Source organism: Paraburkholderia solitsugae (assembly GCF_013177695.1).
Classification (GTDB): domain Bacteria; phylum Pseudomonadota; class Gammaproteobacteria; order Burkholderiales; family Burkholderiaceae; genus Paraburkholderia; species Paraburkholderia solitsugae.
Genome location: NZ_WOEY01000105.1, coordinates 1 through 13,547, shown reverse-complemented (window position 1 = coordinate 13,547; position 13,547 = coordinate 1). Strand labels below are relative to the sequence as shown.

The 13,547-nt window shown below is 56.9% G+C and carries 11 protein-coding genes; 8 read left to right on the top strand and 3 right to left on the bottom strand.

Annotated elements, in window-relative coordinates:
• Positions 1-14: 14 nt before the first annotated feature.
• Positions 15-266: a transcriptional regulator gene (locus GNZ12_RS26740; protein WP_172315203.1), complete on the top strand. Its 252-nt coding sequence runs from the start codon at positions 15-17 to the stop codon at positions 264-266.
• Between the two features lie 42 nt (positions 267-308).
• On the opposite strand, the gene GNZ12_RS26735 is transcribed toward GNZ12_RS26740, so the two are convergent.
• Both GNZ12_RS26735 and GNZ12_RS26730 read right to left on the bottom strand, forming a co-directional pair.
• Positions 309-923 (bottom strand): dioxygenase family protein, encoded by a 615-nt coding sequence (locus tag GNZ12_RS26735; RefSeq protein ID WP_172315202.1) that lies wholly within the window; start codon positions 921-923, stop codon positions 309-311.
• Positions 924-1,724: 801 nt separating this feature from the next.
• Positions 1,725-2,636, bottom strand: coding sequence for a LysR family transcriptional regulator (locus GNZ12_RS26730; protein WP_216673374.1), 912 nt, complete (start codon positions 2,634-2,636; stop codon positions 1,725-1,727).
• Positions 2,637-2,750: 114 nt separating this feature from the next.
• Here GNZ12_RS26730 and GNZ12_RS26725 point away from each other — a divergent pair, with 114 nt between their 5' ends.
• The 6 genes from GNZ12_RS26725 (at position 2,751) to GNZ12_RS26700 (ending at position 10,541) form a co-directional block, all read left to right on the top strand.
• On the top strand, positions 2,751-3,899 hold the full coding sequence (locus GNZ12_RS26725) for an amidohydrolase (RefSeq protein ID WP_172315251.1): 1,149 nt from the start codon (positions 2,751-2,753) through the stop codon (positions 3,897-3,899).
• A 229-nt stretch (positions 3,900-4,128) separates the two neighbouring features.
• Positions 4,129-5,151, top strand: a complete 1,023-nt coding sequence (locus GNZ12_RS26720; protein WP_172315200.1) for an ABC transporter permease — start codon at positions 4,129-4,131, stop codon at positions 5,149-5,151.
• Between the two features lie 47 nt (positions 5,152-5,198).
• Positions 5,199-6,374, top strand: a complete 1,176-nt coding sequence (locus GNZ12_RS26715; RefSeq protein WP_172315199.1) for a sugar ABC transporter substrate-binding protein — start codon at positions 5,199-5,201, stop codon at positions 6,372-6,374.
• Positions 6,371-7,915: a sugar ABC transporter ATP-binding protein gene (locus GNZ12_RS26710; RefSeq protein ID WP_172315198.1), complete on the top strand. Its 1,545-nt coding sequence runs from the start codon at positions 6,371-6,373 to the stop codon at positions 7,913-7,915. Before GNZ12_RS26715 ends, GNZ12_RS26710 begins: the two co-directional genes overlap by 4 nt.
• Positions 7,916-7,990: 75 nt before the next feature.
• Positions 7,991-9,010, top strand: coding sequence for a succinylglutamate desuccinylase/aspartoacylase family protein (locus GNZ12_RS26705; protein WP_172315197.1), 1,020 nt, complete (start codon positions 7,991-7,993; stop codon positions 9,008-9,010).
• Between the two features lie 286 nt (positions 9,011-9,296).
• Positions 9,297-10,541, top strand: coding sequence for a porin (locus tag GNZ12_RS26700; protein ID WP_235993900.1), 1,245 nt, complete (start codon positions 9,297-9,299; stop codon positions 10,539-10,541).
• 512 nt (positions 10,542-11,053) lie between these two features.
• Here the strand turns inward: GNZ12_RS26700 and GNZ12_RS26695 are convergent.
• Positions 11,054-12,748: a hypothetical protein gene (locus tag GNZ12_RS26695; RefSeq protein ID WP_172315195.1), complete on the bottom strand. Its 1,695-nt coding sequence runs from the start codon at positions 12,746-12,748 to the stop codon at positions 11,054-11,056.
• Between the two features lie 279 nt (positions 12,749-13,027).
• On the opposite strand from GNZ12_RS26695, the gene GNZ12_RS26690 reads away from it, so the two are divergent.
• Positions 13,028-13,294 (top strand): hypothetical protein, encoded by a 267-nt coding sequence (locus GNZ12_RS26690; protein ID WP_172315194.1) that lies wholly within the window; start codon positions 13,028-13,030, stop codon positions 13,292-13,294.
• The last annotated feature ends 253 nt before the right edge of the window (positions 13,295-13,547 follow it).

Below are 13,547 nucleotides of genomic sequence, written 5' to 3'. Positions count from 1 at the left end.
ATCGGGGGACGAACATGCGCCTGATCGAACCAGATGAACACAAAGATTTTCTCGCGACCTTGCAGCGCGACGGTTTGGTAGAAGGAGATTTCTATCTTCGGGAAACCGACACGACAGACCCTAAGAGTGACGAGAACTGCGGTCTACAGGGCTATGTCTGCATAACCAGGCTATCGACGCAGGTTACGAAGGAATACCCGTTATGCGACGAAAGCGATTGGCTACAGCATTTCACGAGAGATCTCGACGCGGGCGTCTTCGGCTGACCGGAATGAGATCCCGGGCGCCATCGAAATCCGTGACTTGCGCTACGCGAACGCGAGCACGAAATCGAACCGGGCCGCCTTGCGCCCGCCGTGGTCGTCGATCGTCATCAGCAGCCGGCGATCAAACAGGAAATCGCGAGCGTTGCGCGGCTCGCCCGGAAAGTAAAGTTGGGTCGTGAGGGTAGGCCCGTTCGGCGCTTGCACCGTCAAATGGAAATGTCGTGTGCGTCCCGGATACAGACCCGGCACGATGGTCTCGAGGCGGTAGCGTCCCTCGCTGTCGGCGAATTGGTGACCGCGCAGCCGGAACCCCTCGACGTCGTATTCCCCGGCGTCATTAGCGTGCCAGAAATCGAGCAAAGCCCCGGACACCGCCCTGCATCGTGTCGACAGCACCTGCCCGGTCAGGACGATCTTCGTTCCATTGATCCCCGGTTCGAGCAGCGATGCGCGTTGCGGCGAGTGCGGCAGGAAGAACGGGCCTGCCGTCTGCCGCGGCGTCGGTCCGTGACCGTCGTCGCAGGCGGGCGTCGGTGAAACTGCGTCGGCCCGGCCTTCGTCGGTTTTTCCGAGCGCCAACAGCAGCAACGTGGACGGCACCGCACCCGACCTGCGAAGAAAATCGCGCCGCCCAAAGCTCACACTTCGTGCGCGCATCGTGGACCCTCCTTGTTTCGCGCTCGATCGTCACGCCGCGCGATCCGCGCCGCGGAGTCGACGGGCGTCCGTGCGGGTCCCGTCGAAGTTACCAGAGCCTGCACCAGTGCCAACCATGGTAAGCCGAAACTTCAGGTCGGGTGAGCCGGCCGCGAGGTCGCGACCGGCCGTAATCGACCCGTTGCTGTCGGTCGAGCCGCTGTAGGTCCAAGGGCCGATGTCGGAGCCGACCGGTCATTTCGTACTGTCGATCGAGGACAAGTCATCGGCCATTGCCGACAGTCAGGTGTCGCCGTTCGCGAGGCAGCTACAGGTCGCTTTTCTGCCATTCGGATATCCGCACTCCGAATGGCGCGCTCACTGCAAGCGGATGCGCACTCTCGCACCCTCTCGGGCGTCTGGCGCTGCACTCGATCCATGTCTGCCTGTCAGGCTAAAGCGATCACTGATGATGTAGCGGCCTAGCGCTTGTCGGTCATGCTGACATTCAGGTATCGGCGTTACCGAAGCGGCTGTGGGTTGCTTTCTGAACACGCCAGGTCTTTCTGCCAGTAGGCGCGAACTTTCGACCGGTATCGGACGCTCGGTTAGGTGCAAGCCCAACGGGGCCGTCGCGTGTACAGTGGCTTTCTAGCCGACTTGCACGCCGCACTTGAGGCAGCGTGCCCAATCTGGCCTTGAGGTTTGGGGCAGGTGGTAATGACCGTCCATATCCTGCGATGGGCGTTGGAAGCTTCGCCGTTGCGAACTGGAGCGCGAATCCCTGATGGTTCTCGGAGAGCTTCAGGTTCGCCAGTAGCGCTACACGTTGCCGGAGTGTGTGCGTTGGATACACTCGATGAAATACTCGAAACTCGCACTCAATACCATATCCCTGCGATAGATGAGGCCCAGGGTAAGGCGTGAAGGACAGGCATCGGTTTCCAGCGGTTGCATCAATCCGAGCCTGATCTGTTCCTGCAGCAGGCGTTCAGGCCACACACTGATGGTCCCAGGTTCCCGGGCGAGCTGCGCATAGAGTCGTTGCGACGTACAAACGTTCACGTGAGACGGCAGGGAGAGAACCCTGTCGCCGCACAGCTCGCGCCAGAAGGCGGGAAGACTGTCGCGAGTGTGATTGTACAGCCAGCGCGCGCAGGTTAAACGTGCAAGTTGTGTTTCGCGCGCCAGTTGATCGTCGCGTCGCACGGCCAGAACCTGTACTGATTCGCTGATCGGTACCACCCGGTGTTCAGCGGTCACATCGCCATCGGCGACAAATGCCACGCACAAATCAAAAGAACCATCGCGCAATCCGTCAGTGGTCTGTGTGGGGAGGCATTCATACACGTTCAGCCTGACGTCCGGCAGTCGCTCTCGGAAGGCGCGCAACGCATCGGGCATCGCAATCGCCGAGGCCAGCAGCGAGACTCCAATCGAAAGGGTGCGCTCTGTTCCCGATTTCATCTCATCGAGTTCGCGTTCCGCACTGACAATCTCAGCTATCACTGCACGAGCTCGCCGCAGGAGCGTTTCGCCGTATCGCGTGAGATGCACGCCGGCACCGCTGCGCTCTAGCAACTGCACACCAAGACGTGCTTCCAGCTCCTTGATGCACTTGGTCACTGCCGGCTGGGATACGTTCAGTACTTCGGCTGCGGCTATCAGCGTGCCGTGTTCGGCAATCGCCACGAGCATTTGCAGCTGCATCGTCTTCAGGGTTGCTCGTTCCATAACCATTGGTTATATACGTGAAAAATTGGAAATTGTCCGCTGCCAACGCGCCCCTAGTATGCGAACTCCGGTACAGCCGAAAGGCCGAAGTATACAAGGAGGCAAACAGTGACAATGAACGCAGTCGATATTGATATCGACGAACTGGTCGCATTGCGACGAGACATACATGCTCACCCCGAGGTGGCATTCGACGAACACCGCACAAGCGAGCTTGTTGCAGCAAAGCTGCGCGCTTGGGACATCGAGACGTACACCGGTATTGGTGGCACGGGCGTCGTCGGGGTCGCGCACGGGCTCCGCGGGAAGGGGCGAACGATCGCGCTGCGCGCCGACATGGATGCGCTGCCGATGGAAGAGGAAGGCCGTCCGCTGCACCGTTCGCAACGTCAAGGCGTGTTCCATGGTTGCGGTCATGACGGACACACGGCGATGCTACTCGGCGTCGCGCGTCATTTCAGCCGCAAGCGCGATTTTGCTGGAACAGTCGTGCTCGTGTTTCAGCCCGCTGAGGAAACGGGTGGTGGCGCGAATGCGATGTTGGCTGACGGACTCGAAGAGCGCTACGCCTACGACGAAATCTACGCGCTGCACAATATGCCGCATTTTCCGCCCGGAACGTTCGGTGTGCTGGACGGCGCGATGCTGTCCTCGTGCGATGAAGTTGAAATCCTAATCGACGGTGTGGGCGGACATGGTTCGGCGCCGGAGGAGACCAAAGATCCCGTGATGGCTGCCGGGCAACTCATTTGCGCGTTACAGACTGTCGTGAGCCGCACGATCGCACCCAGCGCGACAGCGGTGTTGAGTATTGGCAGCGTGCACGCAGGCAGCGCGTCGAACGTGATTCCCGCTCATGTGGAGTTGACGGGCACGCTGCGCACCTTTGACGAAGGTGTTCGCACGCTAGCCAAGTCCCGCATCGGTGCGATCTGCGAGGGCATCGCCATGACCAGCGAGTGTTCGATCTCCGTGGCGTTCCGCAACAGTTCGCCGGCGACTATCAATCATCGCGAGCAGGCCGAAGCCGCGGCACAAGTTGCCGTGGACATCTTCGGCGCGGAAAACGTGCTGCGCGAGTTCGCGCCGATCAATAGCTCAGAAGACTTTTCGGAGTTCCTATTGCGGCGACCCGGCGCATATGCGCTCTTGGGGCAGGGAGGCGTGTATTGCCATCATCCCGAGTTCGATTTCAACGACGACGTGCTGCCGCTTGGCGTGCGTTTCCTCGTGGCTCTCGCTTATGCGCGCTGTGCGGCGTAACAGTGGGCGACAGGTAATTTCGGCCCCGGTTGTTGATACGTTGCGTACGCAGTCGTGTGAGTTTCATCGTATGCGTGGCTCATAACTGCTAGTTATACGCATGAAAAACTGGAAATTGCCCCGTCCCAGCGCTGGCTAGCATGAGCTTACCGCCGCCCGCTGTTGGGCGCGACCCGATGCATTCATCGGAAGAAAGAAGAGTTTCGGCTGATAGGGAGGAGATTTTCTGATGGCAATCCAAGGTGAGGTGGACTTGAATCAAGGTAACGCGGTACGCAAACAACCAAAAAACATTTCTCTGAGGCGTTTCGACCCCGGCGAAGTCGCGAGCCGTTATGGATTGCTGATAGCGTGGGCTTTTCTGATATTGGCTTTCTCGATCGCAAGCCCGGAAATCTTTTTGAGCAAGGCGAATTTTGCCAATATATTTGGATCGCAAGCCATTCTGGTCGTGATGACGATGGGCATGATCGTGCCGCTTATCGTCGGTGAATTTGATTTGTCCATGACGGGGCTGATGTCCTGCTGCCTCATGCTGATCGGGGTGCTGAACGTTCAGTATGGCTGGCCGATCGGTTGGGTCATACCGCTGGTAGTTCTGCTTGGGTTGACGGTTGGCGTTATCAACGCTTTCATTGCCGTCCGAATTGGTGTCGACTCTCTTGTCGTGACGCTGGGTATGGGAACCCTCCTCACAGGGGTCTCCTATGGCATCAGTGGGCTAAGCATCATCGGTATATCGCCGCTACTCACCGATTTCGCCAGAACCAGGGTTTTTGGCGTTCAGATGGCTTTTTTTTATGGTCTCTTGTTAACGCTCGTCTGGTGGTACATCCAGCGATTTACCCCGTTAGGCCGAAATATGCTCTTCGCAGGCGCCAATCGTGAGGTGGCGCGCTTGTCGGGGATTAATGTTGATCGTCTGCGTGCAGGCTCGCTCGTCGTATCTAGCCTGATCGGTGCTGTAGCCGCCGTCATCCTTGCGGGGGTCTTGGGTTCGGCCGACCCCAACGCTGCAAATGGGTATTTGCTTCCCCCGTTCGCGGCAGCGTTTTTGGGCGCGACTGCGATTACGCCCGGACGGTTTAACCCGTGGGGTGCTTTTATCGCGGTCTATTTCCTTATAACGGGAATCGTCGGTTTACAAATCCTTGGCCTATCAGGGTGGATCGAGCAGGTCTTCTACGGAGGAGCTTTGGTATTGGCCGTCACCTTGTCGCGATTGGCAGCCAATCGTCTTAAGAAGCGCTGAAATGGCACGACGTTGTCACGCCTGATTACAAACTGGAGGAGAGAACGATGAAATTGGAAGAGAAAGCAATGAGCCAAGAATTCAGCATGACGAATTTTTTTCGGGAAGCAAAAGAGCTTTTCAAGGTTTCGTCTGCGTTGGCGATCATGTCCTTGGCCGCCCCGGTACTGGCTGGGAGTATGTCGATGACCGAGCAGGCAAAGCAAATTGTCAAGGAGGCTAGCGCGCCATTGTCGAATGGCGCTGACGCACGTGCGATCTACGTCGGCCAAAAGCTTGCTGGAAGGTCGATATTTTATATTTCGGCGGGTCTGAGCTTTGAATTCAGCCAGGAAGTTCTGAAGGGTGTGGAGGATGCGTCAAACAAACTCGGGATGAGGATCATCACGGCTGACGCTCCCGACTCGTCTCAGGCATCAGCGTCGATCGATCGCGCCATCAGTCGGCATGCATCGGCAATCGTATTGCAGGGCATTGATCCGTACACCGTTCAAGCGGCGATTACGGATGCCAAGAAAGCCGGCATCCCAGTTGTCAGTACGGCTGCAATTCCGGCGGGGCCGATCCCCAAAAATATCGCGGATGCGGGGCTTTCGGCAAATGTGAATATTTCGATCGTCGACACCGGCAAGATCACCGCTGCCTATATTGCCGCAAATGGTCGGCCGGATGCCCAAGTGGCGCTGATCAGCTGCTCAACGTTCGAGTCAGACAGCGTCTTTGCAAAGGAATTTACGAAGGAACTTAAACGTCTGTGCCCCGAATGCCAGGTTATACAGAAGGATTCGCCGCTGCCGCAATGGCAAACGACGTTGCCGTCGCTCGTGCGCACCTTGGTTACCGTGAATCCGAAGATGAGCTATGTCGTGGCCTCGGTTGACTCCATGGTGCCGTCGATTAAGCCCGCAATCATTGCGGTCGGCGCAGGTGACAGGATCAAGATTGTAAGCAGCAATGCGTCGTTGCCGGATATGCAGGCTATCGCCCTGAAGACCGACACGGAAGTCGCCAATCTCGGCGCGTCCAACGAGCGGATGGGATGGGCAACGGTCGATCAGGTCGCGCGCCTGCTCATCGGTCAACCCGCTATCGACAATGTTGAGCCCCAACGGTTGTTCACCATCGACAATATTGGAACGGTGAATCTGACCAAGCCGGCCGCCACTTGGTACGGGTTCGACTTTCAAAGCTATTACCTCAAGCTGTGGGGCTTGAAGTCATGAATTCGGCAAATGATAAGGCGGTGGCCGACGCTGTGATTTCTCTGCAGAACATCTCGAAATCATTTGGTCCGCGCAAGGTTCTCGATGGCGTGAACCTCACCCTGTCGGGCGGGCAAGTACATGCGCTCCTCGGGCAAAACGGCTCCGGAAAATCGACCCTCATCAAGATCCTGTCAGGCGTATATCAGCCTGACGACACGGATCGGCGTGCCCGGATGGTGCTGCGGGGCGAGCCGATCAATTTGCCACCTGACGCCGATTTTGCAGCAACGGCGGGGATTGCTGCGGTCCATCAGGATCTTCCCATCATCAGTTCCGCGAGTGTGCTGGAAAATCTGATGATTGGACGCTTCGAGACCGGGCTTGCGTGGCGAATTGATTGGCGCCGAGTTCGCAATGACGTGGCGCGTGCATTGGGCGAGTTTGGCATTCATGCAACGCCGGAGCAGGCAGCGAGTGAGTTGCCGGAAGCCGATCGCGCCATGCTTGCCATACTTCGAGGATTGCAAGGTCTGCCTCCGGATCGTCCCGGCGTCCTCATTCTCGATGAACCAACCGCGCATCTTCCTCGTGACGGAGTGGACCGGGTTTTTGCCGCGATCCGACGAGTGGCGAGCCAGGGGCACGCAGTACTGCTGGTGACACATCGCTTTGATGAGGTTTTTGCGGTCACTGATAGGGTGTCGGTCATTCGTGATGGTGTCATCGCGCATGTCGCCAGCACAGGGTCATGTACTGAGCGGGAGCTTATCAGAGCCATACTGGGTTTTGATCTTGATGCGCTCTATCCAGAAAGGGAAACAAACGCCGGAGAAATAGTTCTGGACGTCGACAACCTTTGTGGGAAGCGGGTTCAGAATATGGACTTTGCCGTTCGCCGGGGCGAAGTTGTGGGCATCACCGGCTTGATCGGTGCAGGACAGGAGGAAATCCCGTATCTCCTGTTCGGCGCCAGGAGGGCTAGTTCCGGTTCCATTGCCGTGTGCGGTCAGTCGTTCTCGCAGGCCGAGCTTTCTCCCGCCAAATCCATTCGTGCGGGAATGGCATTGTTGCCCGCCGATCGCCGCAACGCCTCTGGCGTCGGTGCTGCTTCCGTTCGCGAAAACGTCAGTCTGCCAGTCCTTCAACGCTTTTTTAAGAATGGATTCTTGCGTGAAAAGGCCGAGCGAAATCATGTGCACGAACTGCTTGGAAGATTTGAGGTTCGGCCATCAGATCCAGAGTTGCCGCTTTCGGCACTAAGCGGCGGTAATCAGCAAAAGGCATTACTCGCCAAGTGGTTTCAGATGAAACCTGATGTACTGCTGCTGCATGAACCAACGCACGGTGTCGACGTAGGCTCACGGCGAACTATTTTTCGAATGATCAAAGATGCTGCTGACGCAGGCGCCGCCATCGTACTGTTCAGTACGGAATACGCGGATCTGGCAAACCTCTGTGATCGTGTCGTCGTCATGCGAAACGGCCAAAAAAGCGCTGAACTCAGCGGATCGACTCTCGGCGAACAGCGGATCGTCGCAGAGTGCATGATGGAAGGCTAGGATTTTGGGTCCAGACAAATTGAAGCGGCCGACGCCAGCGATTCGGCGCCAGTCCTGAACTGAAAGAGACAACTTATGAAGACGCTAAAGATCGGAGAAGTGAAGGCTGAACCCGGTACAAAGCACCGAACAGAACTTGGAACCATTCGAAACCCCTCCGGTTCCAAATTCAGCATTCCATGCCTGTTTGCGCATGGCGTGGAGGAAGGCCCCACACTCGTTCTTTCGGGCGCAACCCACGGAAATGAAATCGCGGGTACGGGGGCTATCATTCGCCTTATGCAGGGACTTGATCCGTCAAGGATGAAGGGCTCAGTCATTGCGTTGCCTGCCGCAAACGCGGCGGCTTTCGATCAGGGGGCGTACTTTACTCCGCAGGATGGTCGAAATATGGCATCCGGCGTTTACTGGAAAACAGACCCGAAAGGCACTTTGACCGCACGTATGGGAGCGTTCATCGGACCTCTGTATCAGATGGCAGACTACTACATCGACCTTCATGGCAATCATGAACCGTCTGCTCCGATGTCGATGATGTATCTGAGCTCTACCAATGATCTGGTGGTCCGTGAAAGGACAGTGGCGCTCGCCGATGCTTTTGGAGTGACGCCGGTGGACATGAGCGATCCTATCGCTCACCCACACTGGGTTGGTGCGGCCGACGACTATCCCGTTCCCACGGCGATGGCCCATGGTGTTCCGTCACTGATGGTCGAGTTAATGATGTCGCACACCTGCATGGATGCCGACCGGGGCTGCAGGGGTGTGATGAATGTGATGCGCATGCTTGGAATGATCGAAGGGAACCAGGAAGAGCAGGTGTCACCGAAGGCTCTCCCGGGTCGCTACAAGTACTGGGGTTGTATCAACGCTCAGGCTGCGGGCCTGCTCTGGCCAAAGGTTGAGCCCGGCGAGCTGGTCGACTGCGGCGAGACGGTCGCGGAAATCACCAATCTTTATGGTGACGTTCTGGAGGTCGTAGTCAGCCCCACTGACGGATTCGTTTGGGCATTTACCGGTGCACTATCTGGCGCTGGGACGTTTGCCCTACCGGAAGGGTCGGATATCGGATTCTTTGCGGAGCGAACTTCGTAGTCAACGCCCAAATTTCTCCGTGTGCTGAAACCCCGGTCGCGATTGGGGGTCGCGACTTTGGGGTTCGGACGCCCATCTCGTCTGGAATTGGAATGCGGATTGAAGCGAACCGTTAGCATTGTCGTGCCGACTTGAATCGTTACATGCCGCGCTCGAGGAGCATCGCCTCGACATGGAGAAACACCGGCCCCGTTCAACGAAGTGGCAACTCGATAATAGAAGTATCGCAACAGTAAATAAGACGAAAGTAGGCATATAACGTAGTTTTACTAAATAAATGAGGGGCATGGAGATGTTGAAAAACAGTATCGTATTTGCGGCTCTTGCCGGCGCATCCGGTGCGGCCTTTTCGCAAAGTACCGTTACGCTGTATGGTGTGGTGGACGTCGGCGCTACCTATCTAAGCAGTCAGGTTTTGTCGGACCAGGATGGGCATAGAAGCGGTAGCAAGAACGTGATGATGACAGGTGGAAATAACTTTCCGTCCATTTTCGGACTGAAGGGCGTTGAGGATCTGGGCGGCGGAACGCAAGCGATTTTTACTCTGGAGAACAGCTACACCAGCGCGACGGGAGCGTTGCTTCAACCCAATACCCTGTTCAACCACCAGGCCTATGTAGGCCTCAGTAACGGGTCATACGGTGCGATCACGTTTGGGCGGCAGTTCGACCCCTACACGTCATATCTGGGCATACTCGCGTCGAGCTGCAACGGTGCCTCTCTCATGGGGGCGCACTTCGGCGACATCGACAACCTCAACTTCGCGATGAATATCCCCAACGCGTTGAAGTATGAGAGCCCAACCTGGGATGGCTTCAAGTTCGGTGCCCTTTATAGCTTCGGCGGGGTGGCGGGCAGTATCGCCACCAACCGTGCGTGGTCTTTCGGCGTGGATTACAGCAATGGACCTGTTACGCTGGCAGCCGGCTATCTCTACGTCAACCACCCGTTCCAGTCTGCGCTGGGCGGCACTGCGAACGGCGACGACAGCGGGTATATTGGCGACCTCAGCTGGTCAGCACTCGGACCCGCTCGCTATGATCAGATTCAAAACGCCAACTCGCTCGCGAACCTCGGGGTCGGCGGCTCGTACACGTTCGGGAGCGCGACACTCGGACTCTTGTATACCCATTCCCGGCTGGCGAACAGCCTCTATTTCGCTCAAGCGAATAGCAGTACGGGCAGCGACATAACATTCGACACGGTAGAGTTAAACGGCACATACAATGTGTCCGAGGCGCTCGTGTTTGGGGCTGCTTACAGCTACGAATATGGCCACGTGAATACGACGAGTCAGCGGCCGAAATTCCAGATCGCGAGTGTCGACTTCACCTACAACCTGTCAAAGCGAACAGCGCTGTATGGGATTGTCAACTACGAACATGCCGGCGGCGACGGCATCGGTCGCTATACGAATCCTGTGACAGGGGAAACGACGTTTGGTTTGCCGCTTGCACAGCTTGCTGCTGTCGGCACTGCCAACTCTGCTAACCAGGTTGCGGTGACGGTCGGCATTCGGCATACGTTCTGATGCCATGGGCGCGCCGGACTGGTGTGTCCCGGTGCGCGCACTGAGAAAATGTCGGGAACCTGATACGAATGGCAGAAAAGCGAACTGAAGGCGCCTCACGAACGGCGACACCTGAATGTCGGCAATGGCGGGATCACGCGCGTAGCTCGTCCGTCCGGTTCCGGAGTACTGCGGCCGTTCCAACGGCAGGTTTTTGCGCTCGCTGAACGGCAGGTTGTGGCCGCACAGAGACAGATGCCGACCGTCGCAGATCGACCCATTCGGCCAGTCGACACTACGGAAAGCGGCCGCTCATTTGGCCGCTCCAACTGTGCGCGCGCTGGTCTGGCCATCCCCCAATCCATGCTCCGCCCTACGTCGGCGTACGCGGTGTGCGGCTTCGACCGCGCGGGCCGATGCGCTGCGCCAGGACTTCCTGCAGCAGGGTGTGCTGCATGCTGACGAAACACCCGCGCTGACGCTCTGCGCAACGGCCAACGCGGGGGTCATGTTAGAGGGCAAGCGATATTCCGTCAGTTCTCTGCCGAATCAACGGATTCCTCAGGAGCAGGGTCCAAGTCCAAGTAGATTGTGGAGGCTTGACGTCTTAACCCTTCCGCTGGGTACGTTCTGACCAGTCGACGATTCTCTGCTTCATAACTGATGCCGTTAATCAGACATGCTTCGCCAACTCGGGAGTTATAGGCATATAACCAGACGAAGTGTTTCGTCGTCCAGGATAGGACAGCTTTGTGGAGCGCCATAGTATCGCGAAAATTCTTGTCTTTTTGGCATGCCAATCCCATGATGTTCAGGCAAAAGCCCAGAACCCCGGCACGTTTGAAGTTCGGAATTTTCCCCATCCTGATGATTTCATCGTATATCAAGCGGCGCGCCTTGAACTTCACAACCTTGCCCGCCGCGCTGTTCATCGAACCGAACTCGAACAGCTCACCCCAGACGGCACCGTATTGAATCGCCCAGCAGAGGTCCTGCGGAGACCGGACACAGGACGCCCTGAAAACCACCTCGAAGATCATGCTGGCGAGATGATCGTAAAACGTCTCATGTGGTGGCCCCGCATTATTTCTTATCCGCAATCGGACATAAGGTGGCACGCCCTTTTTGTCAAGAATGTCAACTGCGTCCCTGATAAATTTCACCACAGCGTGGAGCCTGTTATGTATGTCGTCATCCCAAGCATTCTCTGGCATGCCGTCGATCTTGTAGAGGTCGGATACGGCTGTTTGTATATAGCCCTTCGCCCGATGTAGAACAAAGGAGTGTCCGCCCATCCCCCCATTGACGTAGTCGCGAAAGGTAACCAGCACTAGTCGGCAATAGGCTTCCCATTGGGCAGCGTTTCCATTTGACGGCGTCGCATCGAGCAATGTTCCAATCGTTTCTACCATCCGGTAGTTTCCGAACATCGCCTTACTGAGCGGTTTGACGTAACCGATCAAACCCGATTCATATCCTGCTGTTTCGTGGAACAGAAACGAATCCTTGTTCAAGAAGGCTTCTCCAACGACGTTTCTCGCAAATGTACCAATCTGCACTCGGTATTTCTCGGTCTCAGCCAGTTCCTGAAATATCGCGAGCGCCGTGCCGGATGACGATTCGATCACCGCGCGGCAAAATTTCCTGTCCGCTATCAATAGCAACAGATCGTCTGCGTACGCTGCTACCCGGGGACGGGGATCTTGTTGTCCCTCGGCGAACTGCGGTTGTTCAGTTGCATATCGAATCACTGACCTTACAGAATGTGCGAATTCGTCCGCAACTATAGCGAGTTCGGATGAAGAGCCTTTGAGGATCACCCGATACAATTCGCGCACGTAGCGTTCAGCGTTTCTCTTTCCGTAGACGGGCGGACGAATGAAGGCGAACCATGCCCACGCAAGGAACGTACAGAAAAAGGTTGCGCCCAGGAGAGCTTGCCAAATCTCGGGGGTAAGAAGGTCTCCTTCTGGAACGTGCCATTGTTCGGCGCGCCACAGGTCCGTCAATAATGTCAGTAGACCCACCGCTGCGACCATAGCAAAAGTGATGTGTCGAAGCGGCAGTGGCGCGGTTCTGACTCGAAACTGGTACCGAAACTCGGCGATGGTCCAAGCCAGTACCATGAGGGCTAATGCAGCAAGGAATTCAGCGAATCCGAAGAATTTGGGGGCGTTCGCTTTCAACGGAACAAAGCACACGAACCACCAGCAGTATTCATCAACCACTTTGCCGCTCCTTGCTCGATAGGTTTGGTCTAACGAGGCTGCGCTCGTGTGGGAGAGGTTGTCTCGGGCTTTGCCAGCTCCCAAAGGATAGGGAATGTCGCCTGGCCTCGCTCAAGCTCGCCACCTATTGACGACGATCTTCGAGCCGAGGTCGAACGACCGAACCTGGCCGGACTCCGCCAATGATGACCGCAGGCAAGCCATCGAGACGAAAGGACTTCTGTAAGTTCGCTGTGCGAGAATCATAATCCACTCCTATCGGTCAGGAAGGTGACAGCCATGGACCAGTTCCGTACCAACCTCACGGCACCACTTCTTTCCGCCGACTCGACACTATGGTTTTCGGCCTACGGCTTCGGCTGGGGATACTGCGCCTTTGCGCTTCCTCCTGAAGCGGTTTGCGAAAAACTCGGCGCAGCGAACGAGACCCCGAAGCAATTGATGCTCGCCTTCGAGCTTGGAAAGCGCCGGCTTTTGCAGGGTGTAGAGCAGAAAGCGTTGTCAGGCACTGGCGAACGGATAACGCTTTCGGCCGCTGACCTCTAACGAAGGGCTGACGCGTTGCCATATCACGGTATTGCGACGCTGGGTGCGCATCGCGCCTAAGCCTCGGTGTCCATCGACTTCGAACCGGTTTTGACCTGGCAGTTGTCTGTCACGATGGGCCGTGGTCGACCCATCTGAGCCACTGGCCCGGAAGTTGCCTCGGTCCGGCCCAATCTCCATAAGAGACGCTCGCGAATGATTTCTTGCCTGCGCTGCCAGCTAACAGATGCAGTTCCAGCTCAAGTGAAGCGTC